The sequence below is a fragment of the Nonomuraea fuscirosea genome (assembly GCF_003001935.1).
Taxonomy (GTDB): domain Bacteria; phylum Actinomycetota; class Actinomycetes; order Streptosporangiales; family Streptosporangiaceae; genus Nonomuraea; species Nonomuraea fuscirosea.
Genome location: NZ_PVNG01000011.1, coordinates 200211 through 218266, shown reverse-complemented (window position 1 = coordinate 218266; position 18056 = coordinate 200211). Strand labels below are relative to the sequence as shown.

Genomic DNA, 18056 nt, shown 5'->3' with positions numbered 1-18056 from the left:
CCGAAGCGGGCGGTGGCGGGGCCGTCGGACGGCGGTGATCGCCGGGTACCGGGTGATCGTCAGGCGCCGGTGATCGGCGCCGCGCCCGTCGCCGTGGCGACGAGGCGCTCGTAGACCTCGGGGTCCGTCGTCTCCGAGCCCAGCCGGTGCCCGGTCAGCTCGCCGTGGTCGTCGCTAGAGCCGGTCACGGCCAGGCCGAGCTCGCCGGCCAGGCCGCGCACGTGACGGCGGGCCGCCTCGTCGTGGTCCAGGTGGTCGGCCTCGACGCCGAAGAGCCCGGCCGCGGCCAGCTCGGCGATCCACTCGTCCGGCACCGCCTCGCCGCGCCGTTCCGCCTTCGGATGGGCCAGGACGGGCACGCCACCGGCCGCGCGCACCAGGCGTACCGCGTGCCCGGGGTCGAGGGCGTAACGGGAGACGTGGGCGCGCCCGCCCGCCCCGATCCACTCCGGCGTGAACGCGAGCGCCGGCTCGGCCACGGCCCCGGCGGCGACCATGGCGCGGGCGATGTGCGGCCGCCCGACGGGGGCGCCCGCGGCCAGCTCGGCCACCTGCTCCCAGGTGACCGACACGCCCAGCTCCACCAGCCGCTCGACGGTGAGCCTGGCGCGTTCCTCGCGGGCCCGCCTGATCCGCGCGCACTCCGCGAGCAGCTCCGGCTCGCGCGGGTCGAACAGGTAGGCGAGCAGGTGGATGCTCCGGCCGCCGCGCCGGCAGGACAGCTCCATGCCGGGCACGAGCGTCAGCCCGGCCGGCAGCGCGCCGGCGGCGGACACGTGCCCGGCCACGGTGTCGTGGTCGGTCAGCGCGAGCACGTCGAGCCCCCGCTCGCGGGCCCGCCTGACCACGTCGGACGGGGGCTGGGTGCCGTCGGAGGCGCTGCTGTGGCTGTGCAGGTCTATGCGCATCGCCCCCGATGGTGTCACACGGCGACCGTGGGCACGCCTCCTCCGGAACTCGTACAGGTCATACGGCGACCGTGGGCACTCCTCCCCGGAAACTCGTGCGGGTCATACCGCGACCGACGCCAGGATCCGGCCGTCGAAGGTCTGGACCGTGAAGTGGTTGATCTCGGACTGAGGCAGGCTGGTGCCGCCGTGCAGCAGCAGCGGATCCTCGGCCCCCGGCACGCCGTACCCCTTGTCCGGCACGCCCCAGCTCGCCACCACCTCGGAGCGGCCGTCGTCGCCGACCGCCATCAGCCGGCACTGCAACGGCCCCTTGACGCCCTTGAGCTCCAGCGCGACGTGGGTCCCCCATCCCTTGTCCTCCACGCCGACGACCCCGGAGACGCCGGTGGAGGCATCGTTGACGGCGTAGGTGCGGCCGGTCATGAGCAGGGCCCGGGCCGGACTGTGGATGCTGTCCGGGTTGGGCCCGCTGGTCACGGAGCTGATGCCGAGGAAGATCCCGGCCGCGACGACGAGGCACGCGGCGGCGCTCATGAACCCCCGGTGGAACCGGCGGCGCCGGCGCTCGGCGGCCGCACGGCGTACTAGAAGAGACTCGACCTGCTGGTCCGGCGGATGCGGCAGCAGATCGTCGGGGTGCACCCCCTTGATCAGCTCCCCCATCGCCGCGAACGACCCCACCTCGGAGGCGCAGATCGGGCACATGCCGAGATGGCGCTCGAAATCGGCCCGCTCGTCGTCACTGAGCAGGCCGAGCGCGTACGCGGCCACGTCCTCGTGGTGTACCTCCGTCATGGCGTCACCCCCCTGTTACTGTGACGCTGTCCGATCACGGCAACGTCACCCCCCTTTCCTCAAGCGCGACGCGCAGCGCGCGCATCGCGTAGTACACGCGGGACTTCACCGTGCCCACGGGCACGCCGATCGTCTCCGCCGCCTCCTGGACGGTGCGGTCCAGCAGGAACGTCTCTGTGAGCACCTGACGGTGGGCCGGGGACAGCGACATCATCGCGTCGGTCACGACGATCTCCCGCAGCAGCCGCTCGTCCTCGGCCGCCACGGGCTGGACGCGGTCGGAGATGTCCTCGACCGTGTCGAGGGGGCGCGAGCCGGAGCGGCGGCGGTTGTCGATGACGACGCGGCGGGCGACGGTGGCCAGCCAGGGCATCAACGAGCCCGAGTCCGTACGGAGATCGTGGATGTTGCGCCAGGCACGGACGAGGGTCTCCTGAACGACGTCCTCGGCCCAACGCCGATCGCCGCCCGTCAGCCTGATGGCGAAGGCCATCAAGGGGGCGCCGTATTCGCGATAGAGGGCTCGGACCATGGCCTCGTCGGTTACGCGGTGATTCACGTGGGGGCGTGCTCCCTCGCGCGGCGGATATCATGAAATATCGCGCTCGCTCCGCTGATATTGAGAATTGACACTCTAGCCTCGGCCGAGCCTCCGGGTCAGGTAGTTTGCCCGTCTCGCCACATCGATAGAAATATCCGTTAAATCGTGCTTCAGTCCCCTGGAGAGGGGATCATGATCATTCGGTTGACGATCCGCGATCCAGCGGCCTCCACCGCCGCCGACATCGAGGTGACGGCGGAGCCCGAGACCACCGTCGGCTCCCTGCTGCGAGCCCTGCCCTTCCCCGTCAAAGGCCGCCCGTGCTACGTCGGCAGCGGCAAGCTCGACCCCGACTCCACCGTCGCGGACAGCCCGCTGGTGCCGGGCGTCACGATCAGCGTCGGCGAGCCCGAGCGCGTGCAGCCCTGGCGCCCGCTCGCCGCGGCGGGGGCCGTGCGGGTGTTCGCCGGGCCCGACGCCGGCCAGGTGGTCTGGCTGAGCCCCGGCAGCCACGTGATCGGCCGCGAGTGGACCGACATCAGCCTGCCGCGCGACCACAAGGTCTCCCGGCGGCACGCCCGGCTGGACGTGTCGTGGACCGGCGAGGCCACGGTCGTCGACCTGGGCTCGCGCAACGGCACGCTGGTGGACGAGCTGCCGGTGCGCGGCCCGGCCGTGCTGCGGCCCGACGGGGTGCTCCAGGTGGGCGACGACCGGCTGCGCTGGGCCCCGCTGCCGTCCGCCCGACTGCGCACCACCCCCAGCAGGGACGGGCACATCGACTTCGACCGGGCCTTCTCCCCCGCCCCCGCCGTTCCCGGCGCCCGCGTCGCCCTGCCCAGGAACGAGACGCCGCCGCGCAATTTCGCCGTGGCGCTTCTTTCTTCGCTTCTTCCGCTGCCCATCGCGGTCGCGATGGCCATCTTGTTGAAAAGCCCGTATTTTCTCCTTTTCGGAATTCTGACGCCGATCACGTTCTTCGCCACCCAGTGGGTCGAAGGACGGCAGCGCAGGAAGAAAGAACGCGAGTTCGACCAGCGCAGACACGAGACCGTCGAGCGGATGCGGCAGCACGTGGTGCGTGAGCAGTGGCTGCGGCACGTCGTCGCGCCCGACGAGGTGGACCTGACGTTCGCCGCCACCCACGAGGGTCCTGGGCTGTGGCCGCGCAACGCCGACTCTCCCGACGGCCTGACGCTGCGCGTCGGAGTGGCCGACGAACCGGCCACGATCGCGTTCGACGGCGAGCCGTGGCCGGGCTTCGCCGAGCCGGCGCTGCGCGGGGTGCCCGTCACGGTGGACCTGCGCGAGATCGGCGTGCTGGGGGTGATCGGCCCGCCCGAGCCGGTGGACGCGCTGCTGCGCTGGCTGCTGATCCAGCTCGGCACGCTGCGCGCCCCCGACGAGCTGCGTCTCGTCCTCATCACCGCCTCGGGAGGCGAGCACCTGGCCTGGGCGCGCTGGCTGCCGCACCTGAACGTGGACGCCCCCGTCCCCTGCCTGATCGGCAACACGCCCGAGACCAGGACGGAGCGGATCGAGGAGCTGAAGAACCTGGTCACCGAGCGGCTCAAGGTCAGAGACCGCCGCTTCGCCGAGGACGTGGTCGTGGTGCTCGACGGAGCCCGCGCGTTACGCGACATCCCCGGCATGAAGGAGGTGCTCAGGGAAGGCCCCTCCGTCGGCGTGTACGTGATCTGCGCCGACCAGCGCAGCCTGAACGAGTGCCGCGGCGTCTGCGAGCTGGACGGCGCCGGCATGCTGCTCACCCGGGGCCGCCAGGGCCTGCCGGTGTCGGTACAGCCGGAGAGCCTCGGGGAGCAGGCCGCCGAACGCATCGCCCGCGCGGTGGCGCCCATGCGCGACCGGCTCACGCTGGCCAGGGCCGAGAGCGTCATCCCCGCCTCCGTACGCCTGCTGGACGCCCTGGGCCTGCCCGTTCCGGGCGCGGAGGCCGTACTGGGGTGCTGGGCCGCCGACCCTGGGCCGACGACCAGGGTGTGCGTCGGCGCCGACGGCTCCGGGCCCGTGACCGTGGACCTGGCCGCGGACGGGCCGCACACGATGCTCGGCGGGGCGACGGGCGCGGGCAAGAGCATCCTGCTGCAGACGCTGGTCACCTCGCTGCTGCTGGCCAACCGGCCGGACGAGCTGAACCTGGTGCTGGTCGACTTCAAGGGCGGCAGCGCGTTCCTGCCGTTCGAGCACTGCCCGCACGTGGTCGGGCTGATCCGCTCGACCGGCGACACGGCGGCCGACGTGTTCGACGAGAGCGCGGCGCGGCGGGTGCTGGCCTCCGTACGCGCGGAGGTGCGCCGCCGCGAGGCGATCCTGGCCCGGTACGGCGGGGAGATCGACGTCTACTGGAACGCGGGCGGCCGGCTGCCCCGGCTGGTCATGGTGTTCGACGAGTTCGCCCGGGTCCTGGAGGTCTCGCCCGACTTCCTGCGCGAACTGGTGAACGTGGCGGCCAAGGGGCGCTCGCTCGGCATGCACCTGGTGCTGGCCACGCAGTCGTTGCAGGGCAAGCTCTCGCCCGAGCTGAAGAACAACATCTCGCTGCGCATCACGCTGCGGCAGAACGAGCCCTCCGACAGCACCGAGGTGCTCGGCGTGCCCGACGCGGCCACGATCCCGTCGCGGCTGCGCGGCCGGGGCATGATCATGCGGGTGGGCGGGGAGCAGCGCACTCCGCAGCTGTTCCAGACCGGCTATCTGGGCGACCCGCCGCCCACCGGCGCGGCCCCCGCCACCGCGCGGCTCGCCCCGTGGCCGGCGCTCGGGCTGCCGCGGCCCGCGTCCGGCGGCGCGCCGCGGGCCGGCCGCAGCGATCAGGACCTGGCCATCGCCGCGGTGCTCGCCGCCGCCCGTGAGCTGCCCACCGAGCCACCGTTCCGGCCGCTGCTGCCGCCTCTGCCCGCCGCGCTGCCGCTCAGCGCCGTCGAGGGGGCGGGCGGGGTGCCGTACGGGCTCGCGGACGACCCGGCGAACCAGGCGCAGCCCGCGATGGCGCTCGACCTGCGCGGGAACGAGCGGCTCATGGTGGCGGGCGGGCCGCAGTCGGGGCGCACCACGTTCTGCCGGACGCTGATCTCCAGCCTGGCCGCCCGCACCTCGCCCGCGCAGGTCTGGCTGTACGTGGTCGAGCACCGGCCGGGCGGGCTGGCGGCGTACGCGGACCTGCCGCACTGCGGGGCCGTCGCGGGGGCGGGCGAGCCCGACCGGATCAGGCGCATGGTGACCTGGCTGGCGGGCGAGGTGGAGCGGCGGCGGCTGGCCCAGGCGGCGCCGGGTGAGCCGGCCGGGCCGGTCATCGTGTTCGTGATCGACGGGTGGGAGTGCTTCGAGGACCGCGCCAGCCCCGACTTCTTCGAGACGCCGCTGCTGGCCACGCTGCGCGCGATCGTGGCCGGCGGGCCGCCGGTGGGCGTGCACACGGTGGCCGCGGGCGGGCACGACATGCTGCGGGGCAAGACGCCCGACCTGTTCTCGCGGCGGCTGTTCCTGCCGTTCGCGCGGGAGGAGACGCGGCGGTCGTACCTGTCGTCGGGGATGGTCTCGCCGCCCGTCCTGCCGGGGCGAGCCATCGAGGCGGCCTCGGGGCTGCACGTCCAGGTGTGCCTGCCGCCGGAACGCGTTCCGTCGCCGCCCGGCAGACCCCGGCACGGCCGCGACCCCGCGCCTACCGTGAAGACGTTCCCGCCACTGCCGGCGCACGTCCCGCTGGACCGGCTGCCCGGCGCGGCCGTCGGGATCGGCGGCCCCGACGTCACGCCTGTCTCGCTGGATCTGTTCGACCTCGGCCCGCACCTCGTGCTGGTGTCCGGGCCTCCCGGGTCGGGCCGCAGCAACGCGGCCCTGGTCCTGGCGACGACCCTGCTCCGGGCCGGGGTGCACGTCCTGGCCCTCGCACCGCCCCGATCCCCTCTGGCCCACGCCCTCCCCGGCGCCAGGACGCTCACCGGCACCTCGTTCACCGACGCCGACCTGCGCGAGGCCGCCGAGTCCTTCGCGGGCGAACGCTACGCGGTCGTCGTGGACGACTTCGACCAGCTCACCATCACGCCCCGCGAGCAGGGCTTCGACACCCTGCCCACCCTGCTCCAGGACATCCTGGCCCCGTCCGAGCTGGGCCGGCGCGCGCTCGTCCTGGCCGGGGACGCGACCCCGCTCCTGGAGGGGCACCGGCGCTCGCTGTCCGGCGAGGTCACGGAGATGCTCCGCTCCGGCACCCGCTGCCTGCTGACCCCCACGAACCGGGTGAACGCCCGCGAACACGGCGTGAACCTGGAACCCGACCAGTTCTTCACGGGGCCGGTGGGGCGGGGATACCTGGGGACCGCCAGGAAGGTGGAGCTGGTTCAGCTGGCGGTGCTGTCAGCGCCCTGAGTCGCTGTCGTTCTGGAGTAGCTGGGCGTGGACGAGCTGATCTTCCGCGCGCCAGCCGGGGGGCCGCTCCGACTCCTGGAACCAGGGGTAGCCCTTGGCCGTCCACGCCTGCCTGGCCCGCAGGACACCCGCCGGCGTCGCGTCCTGATAGCCGAACTCCGTGCCGCAGCAGGCGCAGATCTCCCACGTGGGCGACCTGCCGTCGTCGCCCCATGGCGGGGTCGCTTGCAGAAGACCGCAGACCCGGCAGTAGGGGTCGCCGTTATTGGGCATTGAAGTAGTCCAGGTTCGTCGGATAGCCGTGTACCTGTGGATCGGGGATGAAGTACGTCCGTGGAGCACCCTGCGCGTTCAGCACCCCGAACTGATCGGTCTGGGGATTGTAACGAACGACGTCGCCGTTCGGCCGTTGCCTCGTGAGGGTCCCCGGACTGCTGCCGGTCAGGAAGCCCGTCGCCTCCTCCACGTACTCCTTCGCGTTGTTCAGGTGCGGGAACTCGGCCCCGTGGCTGCGCCAGTGGCCGTAGGCGTTCTCGACCGAGGTCCTGCTGTTGGTCGAGCTCCAGATCCCGTACGGGCTCAGCCCCAGGGGGTCGATCCAGGTGTGGGGGTTGGGGACGTAGGCGTGGGGGTCCCAGCCGCCTCTCAAACCGATCGGGTCCGAGGTGGCGTAGCGGCCCGAGTCCGGGTCGTAGTGGCGGCGGTAGTTGTAGTACAGGCCCGACTCCGCGTCCTCGTACTGGCCGGGGAAGCGTAACGGGCAGTCGGGGCCGGTGGTGAGCGCGCCCGGTGAGGTGCCCCAGAGGGTGCGGCGGGTGCGCCAGGCGACCTCGCCCCGCTCGTCCACCAGCTCGGCCGGGGTGCCGGCCAGGTCCGTGGCGATGGCGTAGAAGCGTTCGTCCACCTGGTCCTGGGAGCGCTCGGTCTGGGTCAGGGGGCGGAAGGTGCCGGGGGCCCAGTCCCAGGCGGTCACCCGGTCGTCGGCGGACTGTTCGGCCAGGGTGAGGCCGTCCCAGACGAAGTCGGTGCGCTGGGAGCCGTCGGTGCGTTCCTTGGCGATGCGGCGGCCGAGCGGGTCGTAGAGGTAGCGCCAGCGGGCCCCGTCCGGGGTGGTGACGTGGGTCAGCCGGTCGTCGGCGTCCCAGGTGTAGTGCCAGGTGCGGGGCTTGGCGGACAGGCCCCTGCGCCGGCGCACGACCGTGCGGCCCTGGCGGTCGTACTCGTAATGGGTGCGGCCCGCCTGGCGGATCATGGTGCCGGTGTAGGCGCGCGGCCCCTGGCCGTCCCCGGGCTCGGGCCAGGTGGCGTCGGTGATCCGGCCCGAGGGGGCGTAGGCGTAGCTCTCCGACCAGCCGGCGCCGTGGACGGCGGTGACGCGGCCCACCGGGTCGAGGTCGAAGCGGCGGCGGCCGGACAGCAGGTCGTCGATCTCGGTCAGCTGCCCGTCCCTGCGGTAGCCGTACGCGCGCCGCTGGACCACGCGCCGGCCAGGACCTCTGGTGAGCGTCTGGGACTGCAGGTGGGATTCGTCGTCCCACTCGTGGGTCAGGGAGACGGCGGCGCCGAAGGTGCGGGACAGCTCGCGGCCGGCCGGGTCGTGGTCGAAGTGGAGGGTCTGGCCGGCCGTCTCCAGGCTCAGGGGCAGGCCGCGGGCGTCGTACGTCCAGACGGTCTCGGTGCCGGACGGCGTGCGGCGCAGCACCCGGCGGCCGAGGGCGTCGTAGGCGGAGGTCAGGGTGCGGCCGTTGCAGGTCTCGGCGGTGACGCGGCCGTGGGCGTCGCGGGTGATGGTCAGGTCGGCGTCGGGGTTCGCCGCGTGGGTGAGGCGGCCGAGCATGTCGTAGTCGTACGTGGTGAGCCGGTCGCCCGCGCGCCGGCCGATGAGCCGGTCGAGGACGTCGTAGACGTAGCTGGTCGACTGCCCTTCGCCGTTGATCCGCTCGGTGAGGTTGCCGGCCGGGTTGCGCACGTAGGTGAGCACCCGGCGGTCGAAGTCGCGCTCCTCGGCCAGGTTGCCCGCGGGGTCGTAGGTGTAGGTCCAGGTCAGCCCCTGGGGGTCGGTGACCTGGGTGAGGCGGAGCTCGGTGTCCCAGGTGAACGTGATGCGCGCCCCGTCGGGGGTGGTGCGGGCGGTGGGCACGTCGAAGGGGCCGATCTCGAAGCGGGTGGCCTCGCCCATGGCGTCCACGTGCTCGACCAGGTTGTTCTCCGCGTCGTAGGACCACCGCTCGACGGCGCCGCCCGCGGTGGTGCGGGTGGCCGGTTTACCCTCGACGGTCCAGGTGTGGCGGGTGGTGTGGCCGAGCGGGTCGGTGACGGCGCTGACGCGGCCGAACGGGTCGCGCGCGCAGGTCGTGGTGGCGCCCGACGGGTCGGTGATCGCCACGGGCAGGCCGGCGGCGTCGTTGTCGACGGTGTGGATGTGGCCGAGCGCGTTCGTGATCGCCGTCAGGTGGCCGTGCTCGTCGTAGGCGTACGTGGCGGACGGGTCGGAGACGAGGTTGCCGCGCTCGTCGTGGCGCAGGGTCGTGCTGCCGCCGTCGTAGTCGGTGATGGTGACCGGCAGGTGCAGGGCGTCGCGGGCGCAGGTGCGCCGCGCGCCGTCGGGCCTGGTGACCGAGATCAGGGCGCCCGCGTCGTCGTAGGCGTATCGGGTGGTACGGCCCAGCGGGTCGGTACGCGCGAGCAGCAGGTCCCGTTCGTCCCAGAGGTAGCGGGTGGTGTGACCGAGCGGGTCGGTCTCACTGGTGACCTGGAGCAGCTCGTTGTAGCGGTAGACGGTGAGCCGGCCGAAGGAGTCGCGGGCCCTGGTGACGCCGTCGCCGTACGACAGCTCGGTGTTGAAGACGCCCGCCGAGCCGGTGCCGTAGACGCAGCGGCCCTCCAGGTCGTAGGTGTAGGCGTACCAGGTGCCGATGCGGTCGCGCCAGCGGGTCAGCCGGCCTTCGTCGTCGTAGCTGAAGCGCAGCGGCAGGCCGGAGGAGTTGGTCACCTCGGTCAGGTCGCCGGCCTCGTCGTACGCGTACGACAGCAGCGTCTGACCGGCCCCGCGCAGCCGGATCTCGACGATGCGGCCCTGATGCGTCTCGATGTCCAGGTGGTAGCCGCCGGAGTGGACGACCTCGGTGGGCAGGCCGTCGGTGTAGCGGACGTCGATGCGCGCGCCGTTGCGGTCGGTGATGGCCGCGATCGGCAGCACGCCGGGTTCGGTGGTCTCGGCGAAGCAGGTGGTGCGGCCGGTGAGCGGGTCGGTGACGGCGTACCCGGTGTCGGTCTCGCGCAGGATCAGGGCGGGACCGCCGTCGGGACGGGACTCGCCGTCGAGCTCCGGATGGGGGAAGGTGAGCAGCGCGCCGGTCTCGGTGGCCAGGCAGAGGCCGTCGGCGTCCACCTCCAGGCGCTGGTCCAGGGTGGAGGCCCAGGACCGGCCGAACCAGCGGCCCGTGTGGCAGCCGGACAGATGAGTGCGTTCGAGGTGGAGCGGCAGCGCGCCGGGCAGCTCGACGTCGGTCTGCGGGAGCAGCACGACCCCGGTCGGGAAGTGCACCGGGTCCTGGCTGAAGAACTGGCGGCCGCGCTGCCACGAGGTGGTCGCGGCCGTCGTGGCGCGGGCCCCGCCCGCGTCCAGCGCCGATCGCAGCGACGCCCCGGACCGCCCGGCCTGAGCGCCCAGCGCCGCGCCGGGGACGCCTCGGCGCAGCGCGCCGGTTCCGATCACGACGCCTCCGCCCGCGCGGATGCCGCCCGCGGCCCCGCGCAGGCCGGTCACCGCCCTGGCGCCCTTGGCCACCAAGGCCAGGCCCCGGCCCACCGGCAGGACGCCCAGCGCGGCCATGCCCACCTGGCCCAGCGAGCCCTTGCCCTGCCGGTACTTGTGCAGCGCGTCCCCCAGCACCACCGCGCTCGCCGCCAACGCCACGCCGGCCAGGATCGCCCCGGCCAGGCCGCCGGTGCCGATGACCAGCACCATCAGCCCGGCCACCATCGCCACCGTGCCCGCGAACGCCACGAAGTCGTCCCAGGACCTGAACGGCGTGGAGATCGTGTCCCAGGCCTGCTGCAGCCAGCTCTTGTCCTTGATGCCGCTGCCTTCGAGCGCCTGCTCGATCTCCCGCGTCGCCCGGTTCTCGGCGTCCCCGCGCAGGCGGGCGGCCTCGTCGGCGATGCGGCGGGCGCGCACGCGGTCGGCGTCGGCGGCGCGGGCGCGCTGCACCGCCGGCCGCACCGCCGCCTGCACCGTGGCGTCTGCGGCGCCGACGGCCGACTCGACCTCGGGCAGCGTGCGTACGGCGGCCGCGGCGGGCAGATGGGCCCGCACCTCCCTGAGCGCCCCCTGGTAGGCGGCGTCGGCGGTCTGACCCTGGCGCAGCGCGGCCCCGGCCTGCGTCTTGGCCTGCTCCAGGCTGCCCGCGTACGTCATCAGCGCCTCGCCGGCGCCCCGGTAGGCCTTGCCCAGCTTGGCCAGCTCGCCGGGCAGCTCGGCCAGCGCCTCGGCGTACTTGGCCGCGTAGTCGCCGCGCATCTTCAGCGCGGAACCGTCACCCGAGATGACGCCGAGCTTGCCCCTGTTGTCCTCGGCCAGCCGCGCTTCCTTGAGCAGCCGGTCGGCGAGACCTCGCACCTGCCCCGGGTCCCCCGGCGCGGGGTCGCCGGCCAGCCCGAGCACTTCCCATCCGCCCGGCACGTCGTCACGCTCCCGCGCCGCCGCTGAGCGAGGCGTCCAGCTCGCGGTGCTTGGCGATGGCGGTCTTGAGGAACTGGCTCATGCCCTCCAGGCCCTGCATGACCTGCCGGGCGCCGGTGTTCCACTGCTCGTAGTCCTGCTGGAACTTGCCGGAGGCCCGCTCGGTGACGAAGTCGCTGCCGACGAGCTGGTCGATCATCGCCTTGAGCTGGGTCAGGCGGGTCTCGATGTCCTCCTTCTCCCTGCCGAGCCGGGTCGCGCTGTTCTCCACCTGCGGGAAGCTCAGGTGATGGGTGCCTGCGGCCATGACGGTTCACTCTCCTTCTGGGTCCGACCAGGCCAGGGTGGCGCTGATCGCGTCGAACAGGTCGAGCATGGGCTCGGTCAGGCTCAGGTGCGGGCTGGCGATCACCAGGTCCAGCACGCCGTGGCCGCCGGGCACGGGGACGAGGGTCTGCATGACCACCGAGTCGATCTCGCCGGGCTCGACGCCGGTCACCCGGACGGCGCGGCCCGCGGCCAGCCCGACGATCCCGACGTCGCGCCAGACTGGCGTGCCGGGCGTGGGCGGGACGGCGACGACACCCGCGGCGATCTCCTCGACGGTGTCGCCTCCCGCCCGCCCCTGGGTGTGCAGGACCATGAGCGTGGCCAGCACCGTGCCCACGTCCTCCACGTGGTCGGTCATCGCCGCGCCGAACACCGCGCCGTTCCTGGCCGCCACGTCGGCGACCTCGCGCAGGACCTTCAGCAGCACCGGCCGGTGCGGGGCCAGCACGGGCTCGGCCGCGACGCGGGCGTCCACCAGGCGGGCCAGGTCGCCGGTCCTTCCGGCGCGCCAGACGTCGAACTCGTACCAGGATTCGGGCACCCGTACGGTGAACCCGAAGGGCAGGTCGGCCATCAGCCATCTCCTAGGTGGGCCGTGACGGGGGCGGACCGGGTCGTGGTCGCCGGTGAGGTGTGGTCGGTCAGCGCGAACAGCAGCGACGCGGCGATGGTCGCGGCCAGCACGCCCGTGAGCGCGCCGAGTGCGAAGGTCCTCATCACGTGCCTCCCGTGCCGGTGGTGAGCGAGTCGGCCAGCGAGCCGTCCAGCGTGCCCGTGCCTTCGACGAGGGCGTCGAGCAGGCCGGCCGCGCGTTCGAGGAGCGCGTTCATCCGCTCCCTGTTGTCGGACGACTCCGCGAAGAACTTCCGCACGGCCTCGTCCACCTTCTCCGAGCCCGTCCGCGCGTCGAGCGCGCCGGCGTTCCCGCCGTCCAGTGCCGCGCGAACGGCTTTGAGATCGCGGGCCACGTTCGCGGCCTCGCGGCGGTCGGCGCTGAATTCCTCAGCCATTCGGCGTCTCCCCCTCGATGGCTTCGAACGCGCGCCAATCCCGATAAACGGTTTCGACGTCACGCGTGCCGTCGGCCCGGCTTTCCAGGTGCAGTTTCAGGCTTATCGGCAGTCCTTTCGCGTCCACCCGAAGCGTGAATTCGATCGGTCCTTCCGCGCTCGTTCCCGCGTACGCGGCCAGTCCTTCCTCTCCCCTGACCCGGTGGGCCAGGGCCGAGCCGGTGATCGTGCGCCCGCCGGCCGCCGGCGTGCTGGTCACGTTCGACTCGGCCGCGTCGATCAGGGCCTGGATGGAGTGCGGCGAGCTGAGGTCGCGGACGGACGGGGCGCGGCTCTGGTCGCACGGCTCCAGCGGCGGCCGGACGGCGTCGAAGGGCACGCCGGCGGCGACGCCGCTCCTGCCCACCAGGGAGACGCGGGTGGTGCGTGGAGCGTTCCCACAGGTCAGCTTCATGTCGTAGGCCGTGGCCGCGTTCGCGTCGAAGCTCAGCCGGCCGTCGGCGACGACCGTCTCGTCGTAGCGCGACAACTCTGTGCGCTGCTCGAACGTGGCCGTACGGCGGCCGATGGCGGCGGTGACGTCGTTCACGGCCGGGCGCGCGGCCGACGAAGGCGGCGTCACCCGGCCGGAGATCAGGACGACCGTGCCGGCCGCCACCGCCACGGCGAGCACGCCGACGGCGAGGCCGGCCAGGTAGGCGGGCCTGCGCCAGAGCGGCGCGGGTACGGGGTCGTCCGCAGGGGGCTCCGGCTCGTACGGCCTGGTCCGCCGCTCGGCTTCGAGCAGCAGCTCGTGCACCGTGGCGCCGCGGGCCCCGCCGGAGTGGCCGAGCAGGATGCGCACCAGGTCGACGGCGGTCGGGCGGGCGAACGGATCGGGCCGGCGGCACTCGTCGATCACCGCGCGCAGGGCGGGCAGCAGCCGGTCCAGATCGGGCTCCACGCCGCCGCCGGCCATGTGCCCCGTCCCCGCGAACACGATCACGTCGGCCCAGTCCTTGACGTCCTGCGCGGGGAACTCGGCGTCGCGCGGGCCCGGCGCGAAGGACGCCTGCCCGCCCGCCCCGATCACCACGTTGCCCGGGCGCAGCCGCAGCCCCGCGATCCCGCCCAGGTGCAGCCTGGCCATGGTGGTGGCGGTGCCGAGCGCGAGCAGGTAGAGCGATTCGCCCTGGTACGGCCCCGCCGCCCTGACGACAGCGGCGAGCGAGTCGCCCTTTCCCAGGTAATCGCGTGGCCTGAGGGCCAGGCCTTCGCTCCATCCCTGAAATTCCATCGCCGTCCCCGTGAAGCATTCCGGTCAGCGCAGCGGGCCCGCCGGCATTTCGCTGCGACACAGCTCAGGCCGTGAATTCCAGCCACCGGCGGCACCGTTTTCCGAAAGGTTGTACGCCGTCGGCCCGACAACGGTTCAAGCGAATTCCGGAAAATCTCTCCCAGGTGCCGCGATGGGTATCGATCTTTCCCCGGGGCTTGACCTTGACGCGACGGCAACGTTTCTCCTTGGAGGTGAAGCATTCGCCGCGGAGAGGAACGTGATGCTGTACGCCGCGCTACGGATCGTCGGATTCGAGCTCAAGGGCCTGGCCGCCATCGGGCTGTGGATCGTCCGCCGCCGGCACGGGGTGCCCGCGGGCGCGACCGTGGTGACGTACAGCAAGGAGCAGACGTTCATGATGACGCTGATGGCGTTCGCGATGGCGGTCGAGACCGTGGTGCTCGATCTGCTGCTGGTCTCGCTCGGGGTGCCCGCCTGGCTCCGGTACACGGTGCTGATCGCCGACGTTTACGGGCTGCTCTTCGTGGCCGTGCTGGTCGCCGCCTGCGTCACCCGGCCTCATGTGCTGACCGCCGGCGAGCTGCGGATCCGGTACGGCGCCTACTTCGACGTACGGGTGCCGCGCGAGCTCATCGCCTCCGTACGGGGTGGGCGGGCGTACGGGGCGGGTCACATGGTCACCGTCGAGGGCGGGCGGGTCAGCGTGGCCGTCTCCTCTCAGACGAACGTGACGGTCGAGCTGACGGAGCCGATCACCGTGGTCCGCCCGCTCGGCCGCCGGGCGGAGGTCACCTCGATCCGCTTCTTCGCCGACTCCCCGGAGCCGCTCCTGACCGCCCCTGCGCGCGGAACTGCCGGCCCGCTCCTGAAGCCCGCGAGGCGCGGAGCTGCCGGCCCGGCCCTTGGGGCGCGCGAGGCGTCGATCTGGGCCCTAGGCGAACCCTATTTGCGGCGTTACCTTCCATAGAGCACCATCTCGGGATCTTCCACCCTCGACCTCGGATGGAGGCGCCGCCATGCTCTTATCTAGGCACCTGACCTGGAAAAACGGCATGAGATCACCCCTCGTCGCGGCGATCGCAGCACTCACCCTCACCCTGGCCGCCCTCGTGCCGGCCGCGCCCGCCTCGGCGGCCGCGGCGCCGGACATTCCGCTGGCCAACGTCAAGGCCCACCTGTCCCAGCTCCAGTCCATCGCCGCTGCCAACGGCGGCAACCGCGCCCACGGCCGGCCCGGCTACCTGGCCTCGGCGAACTACGTCAGGGGCCAGCTCGACGCCGCCGGATTCAGCACCGTCCTGCAGTCCTTCACCTACAACGGCGCCACCGGCTACAACCTCATCGCCGACTGGCCCGGCGGGGACCCGAACGACATTCTCATGGTCGGCGCCCACCTCGACAGCGTCACCGCCGGCCCCGGCATCAACGACAACGGCTCGGGCAGCGCGGCCATCCTGGAGACCGCGCTCGAAGTGGCCCGCCAGTCGCTTCAGCCGGTCAAGCATCTGCGCTTCGCCTGGTGGGGCGCGGAGGAACAGGGATTGCGCGGCTCGCAGTTCTACGTGAACAACCTGCCGGCCGCCGAGCGGGCGCGGATCAAGGGGTACCTGAACTTCGACATGGTCGGCTCCCCCAACGCCGGATACTTCATCTACGACGGCGACAACTCCGACGGAACGGGCTCCGGCCCTGGACCGGCCGGATCGGCGGCGCTGGAGCGTACCCTCCAGGACTACTTCACCTCGATCGGCGTGCCGACCCGGGGCACCGACTTCGACGGGCGCTCCGACTACGGGCCCTTCATCGCGGTCGGCATCCCGGCGGGCGGCACGTTCACCGGCGCGGAGGGCACCAAGAGCTCGGCCCAGGCCGGGCTGTGGGGCGGCACGGCCGGGCAGGCGTTCGACGTCTGCTACCACCGCTCCTGCGACACGACCGCCAACGTCAACGACACCGCGCTCGACCGGAACGCCGACGCGATCGCGTACGCGGTGTGGACGATCGGCACCGCGGTGCCGCCGGCCGTGATCTGGCAGGACACGTTCGAGACGGCGACCGGCTGGACGGTCAACCCGAACGGCGCCGACACGGCCACCACGGGCGTGTGGGAACGCGGCGATCCCGCGGCGACCACCTCCAGCGGCGCCAAGCAGCTCGGCACCACGGTCAGCGGCACGAACGACCTGGTCACCGGCCGCCTGGCAGGCTCGTCGGCCGGAGACTACGACATCGACGGCGGCGTCACCTCGATCCAGTCACCGCCGATCACGCTGCCGGCGGGCGCGCTGAACCTGTCGCTGTCCTGGTACCTGGCGCACGGCTCGAATTCGAGCAGCGCCGACTACCTCCGGGTCCGCGTCGTCGGCAGCACCACCGCGACCGTGCTCAACCAGGCCGGCGCGGCCACCAACCGCAACGGCGCCTGGGCCACGGCCACGGCGAGCCTGAACGCGTTCGCCGGCCAGACCGTCCGCATCGTCATCGACGCCGCCGACGCCTCGGGCGCCTCCCTGGTCGAGGCCGGCGTCGACGACGTCAAGATCACTAACTAGCGGTATCGAGCACAGGGCCGGGCGGAATCGTCCGCCCGGCCCCGCATCTCTACCTGGTGCCCTCGGCCGACAGGGCGGCCGCCGCCTTCTTGGCGGTCGTGCGCTTCGGGATGCCCTTCAGGCTGAAGGCGAAGCGGGCCGCCGAGTCGGCGATCGCGTCCGCGTCCACGTCCAGGGCCTTGGCGTTGACGTTGGCGATCGTGTCGCACGCCTGGTGGTAGCAGGGGTCGAACGCGATCCCCGCCGTCCCGCCGAACAACGCCGCCTCCTCGGGCGTCTTGATCTCCTCAGCACCGGTGAAGATGCCGCCCGCCGGGATCCCGACCGCGATGAACGGCCCGTAGTCGGAGCGCCCGTCGAAGTCGGTGCCGATGGTGGGCAGGTGGAGGGAGTCGTAGAAGCGCTCCAGCCGCCGCTCGATCTCGTCGGATCCGGGCGGGCCCGCCGGCGAGCCCTCGGCGTCGGAGTCGTCACCGTCGTACAGCATGTACGCGTAGTTGGGCGAACCGATCATGTCGAAGTTCAGGTAGACCTTGATCCGGTCGCGCTGCGCCTGCGACAGGGACGCGACGTACTGGTCCGACCCGAGCAGGCCGATCTCCTCCGCGGCCCAGAAGCCGAAGCGGACCTTGTTCTTGACCGGGTACAGCGCCATCTGCTCAGCGACCTCCAGGATCGCCGCGCTGCCGGAGCCGTTGTCGTTGATGCCGGGCCCCTCGGGGACGCTGTCGAGGTGGGCGCCGAGCATGACGACGTTGCGCGAGTCACCGGCGCGGGACTCGGCGATCACGTTGTTGTTGGTGCCGAGCACGAGGTTGGCGTCCACCTTGAGGTGCACGGTCGCGCCCGGGGTGGCGGCCAGCTCCTGGCCGACGGCGAAGTCGGCGTAGACCATGGGGATCCCGCCGCGCCACTCGCCGATGTCCAGCGGGTTCGCATCCGTACGTCCCGGCTGGCCCTCGTTGAAGACGATGAGCCCGCTCGCGCCCGCCGCGGCCGCGTTCTGCACCTTGTTCACGAACGGGCAGGTGCCGCGCTGGACGAGCGCGATGCGGCCGGGCACGAACCCGGCGAAGTCGGCGGCCTCGCAACCGCTGGTCGAGGTGGGCTCCGGCGTCGGCGGCAGGGTCAGGTCCACGCCCTGGACCTCGGCGGTCACGTCGCCCGACGGGGAGGGCTGGAAGGTGAAGAAGTCCTCGTTCGGCGCGTACGACTTCGCGCTCGGCGCGGTGCGGTCGAGGACCGGCGCGCTGTTCTCCGACCAGCTCTCGACGAAGTTGATCGGCTGCAGCGTCACCTTGTACCCGGCCCGGCGCAGCTTGCCCGCCACGTAGTCGACGGAGGCGTCGTATCCGGGCGAGCCGGCGGCGCGGTTGCCGCCGTTGGCGGTGGCGATGGCCTGGAAGGCGTCGAGATGCTTCTTGACGTTGCTGCCCTTGACCTGCTTGACGAGCAGTTTGGCGAACACGTCGTCGAGGCCGCCCGCGTGGGCCGGCGCCGCCATGGCCAGCGGTAAGGACAGAGCGGCGATCACTACGATGAGCGTTCTTCGCATGGAGGTTTCC

Annotated in this window: 14 protein-coding genes; 3 read left to right on the top strand and 11 right to left on the bottom strand. The window is 72.5% G+C overall.

Annotated elements, in window-relative coordinates:
• Positions 1-59: 59 nt before the first annotated feature.
• From B0I32_RS25730 to B0I32_RS25720, 3 genes are all read right to left on the bottom strand, one after another.
• Complete coding sequence (locus B0I32_RS25730) at positions 60-908, bottom strand: PHP domain-containing protein (RefSeq protein WP_106244021.1); 849 nt, start codon at positions 906-908, stop codon at positions 60-62.
• 102 nt (positions 909-1010) lie between these two features.
• Entirely contained in the window at positions 1011-1706 is a 696-nt protein-coding gene (locus B0I32_RS25725; RefSeq protein ID WP_106244019.1) for a zf-HC2 domain-containing protein, read from the bottom strand.
• Positions 1707-1740: 34 nt separating this feature from the next.
• The gene (locus B0I32_RS25720) at positions 1741-2265 is read right to left on the bottom strand and encodes a sigma-70 family RNA polymerase sigma factor (protein WP_245956022.1); all 525 of its coding nucleotides are present in this window, start codon (positions 2263-2265) and stop codon (positions 1741-1743) included.
• A gap of 174 nt (positions 2266-2439) precedes the next feature.
• Between B0I32_RS25720 and B0I32_RS25715 the strand changes: the two genes are divergently transcribed.
• Positions 2440-6636 (top strand): type VII secretion EssC family protein, encoded by a 4197-nt coding sequence (locus tag B0I32_RS25715; protein ID WP_106244016.1) that lies wholly within the window; start codon positions 2440-2442, stop codon positions 6634-6636.
• Here B0I32_RS25715 and B0I32_RS25710 read toward each other — a convergent pair.
• The 7 genes from B0I32_RS25710 to B0I32_RS25685 are packed head-to-tail and all read right to left on the bottom strand — an operon-like array spanning position 6625 to position 13936.
• Positions 6625-6909, bottom strand: a complete 285-nt coding sequence (locus tag B0I32_RS25710) for a hypothetical protein (RefSeq protein WP_106244014.1) — start codon at positions 6907-6909, stop codon at positions 6625-6627. The genes B0I32_RS25715 and B0I32_RS25710 overlap by 12 nt on opposite strands.
• On the bottom strand, positions 6899-11320 hold the full coding sequence (locus B0I32_RS25705) for an RHS repeat-associated core domain-containing protein (RefSeq protein ID WP_146178316.1): 4422 nt from the start codon (positions 11318-11320) through the stop codon (positions 6899-6901). The genes B0I32_RS25710 and B0I32_RS25705 overlap by 11 nt, the downstream gene beginning before the upstream one ends.
• A gap of 4 nt (positions 11321-11324) precedes the next feature.
• Positions 11325-11627: a WXG100 family type VII secretion target gene (locus B0I32_RS25700; protein WP_106244009.1), complete on the bottom strand. Its 303-nt coding sequence runs from the start codon at positions 11625-11627 to the stop codon at positions 11325-11327.
• Between the two features lie 6 nt (positions 11628-11633).
• A complete protein-coding gene (locus tag B0I32_RS25695; protein WP_106244007.1) occupies positions 11634-12224 on the bottom strand; it encodes a hypothetical protein in 591 nt (196 codons plus the stop codon).
• The gene (locus B0I32_RS57870) at positions 12224-12367 is read right to left on the bottom strand and encodes a hypothetical protein (protein WP_181307773.1); all 144 of its coding nucleotides are present in this window, start codon (positions 12365-12367) and stop codon (positions 12224-12226) included. Before B0I32_RS57870 ends, B0I32_RS25695 begins: the two co-directional genes overlap by 1 nt.
• Positions 12367-12660, bottom strand: coding sequence for a hypothetical protein (locus tag B0I32_RS25690; RefSeq protein WP_106244004.1), 294 nt, complete (start codon positions 12658-12660; stop codon positions 12367-12369). The genes B0I32_RS57870 and B0I32_RS25690 overlap by 1 nt, the downstream gene beginning before the upstream one ends.
• The gene (locus B0I32_RS25685; protein ID WP_106244003.1) at positions 12653-13936 is read right to left on the bottom strand and encodes a protein kinase family protein; all 1284 of its coding nucleotides are present in this window, start codon (positions 13934-13936) and stop codon (positions 12653-12655) included. Before B0I32_RS25685 ends, B0I32_RS25690 begins: the two co-directional genes overlap by 8 nt.
• Before the next feature lie 259 nt (positions 13937-14195).
• Here B0I32_RS25685 and B0I32_RS25680 point away from each other — a divergent pair, with 259 nt between their 5' ends.
• On the top strand, positions 14196-14906 hold the full coding sequence (locus tag B0I32_RS25680) for a hypothetical protein (RefSeq protein ID WP_146178315.1): 711 nt from the start codon (positions 14196-14198) through the stop codon (positions 14904-14906).
• Between the two features lie 85 nt (positions 14907-14991).
• Complete coding sequence (locus tag B0I32_RS25675) at positions 14992-16491, top strand: M28 family peptidase (RefSeq protein ID WP_106243998.1); 1500 nt, start codon at positions 14992-14994, stop codon at positions 16489-16491.
• Between the two features lie 49 nt (positions 16492-16540).
• Here the strand turns inward: B0I32_RS25675 and B0I32_RS25670 are convergent, their stop codons facing one another.
• The gene (locus tag B0I32_RS25670; protein WP_106243995.1) at positions 16541-18046 is read right to left on the bottom strand and encodes a M28 family metallopeptidase; all 1506 of its coding nucleotides are present in this window, start codon (positions 18044-18046) and stop codon (positions 16541-16543) included.
• Positions 18047-18056: the final 10 nt, after the last annotated feature.

Excerpts from the sequence above, each read along its gene's own strand:
- B0I32_RS25695 (WP_106244007.1), bottom strand. The coding sequence starts at position 12,224 with ATGGCCGACCTGCCCTTCGGGTTCACCGTACGGGTGCCCGAATCCTGG.
- B0I32_RS25690 (WP_106244004.1), bottom strand. The coding sequence starts at position 12,660 with ATGGCTGAGGAATTCAGCGCCGACCGCCGCGAGGCCGCGAACGTGGCC.
- B0I32_RS25700 (WP_106244009.1), bottom strand. The coding sequence starts at position 11,627 with ATGGCCGCAGGCACCCATCACCTGAGCTTCCCGCAGGTGGAGAACAGC.
- B0I32_RS25725 (WP_106244019.1), bottom strand. The coding sequence starts at position 1,706 with ATGACGGAGGTACACCACGAGGACGTGGCCGCGTACGCGCTCGGCCTG.
- B0I32_RS25715 (WP_106244016.1), top strand. The coding sequence starts at position 2,440 with ATGATCATTCGGTTGACGATCCGCGATCCAGCGGCCTCCACCGCCGCC.
- B0I32_RS25675 (WP_106243998.1), top strand. The coding sequence starts at position 14,992 with ATGAGATCACCCCTCGTCGCGGCGATCGCAGCACTCACCCTCACCCTG.
- B0I32_RS25670 (WP_106243995.1), bottom strand. The coding sequence starts at position 18,046 with ATGCGAAGAACGCTCATCGTAGTGATCGCCGCTCTGTCCTTACCGCTG.
- B0I32_RS25685 (WP_106244003.1), bottom strand. The coding sequence starts at position 13,936 with ATGGAATTTCAGGGATGGAGCGAAGGCCTGGCCCTCAGGCCACGCGAT.
- B0I32_RS25710 (WP_106244014.1), bottom strand. The coding sequence starts at position 6,909 with ATGCCCAATAACGGCGACCCCTACTGCCGGGTCTGCGGTCTTCTGCAA.
- B0I32_RS57870 (WP_181307773.1), bottom strand. The coding sequence starts at position 12,367 with ATGAGGACCTTCGCACTCGGCGCGCTCACGGGCGTGCTGGCCGCGACC.
- B0I32_RS25730 (WP_106244021.1), bottom strand. The coding sequence starts at position 908 with ATGCGCATAGACCTGCACAGCCACAGCAGCGCCTCCGACGGCACCCAG.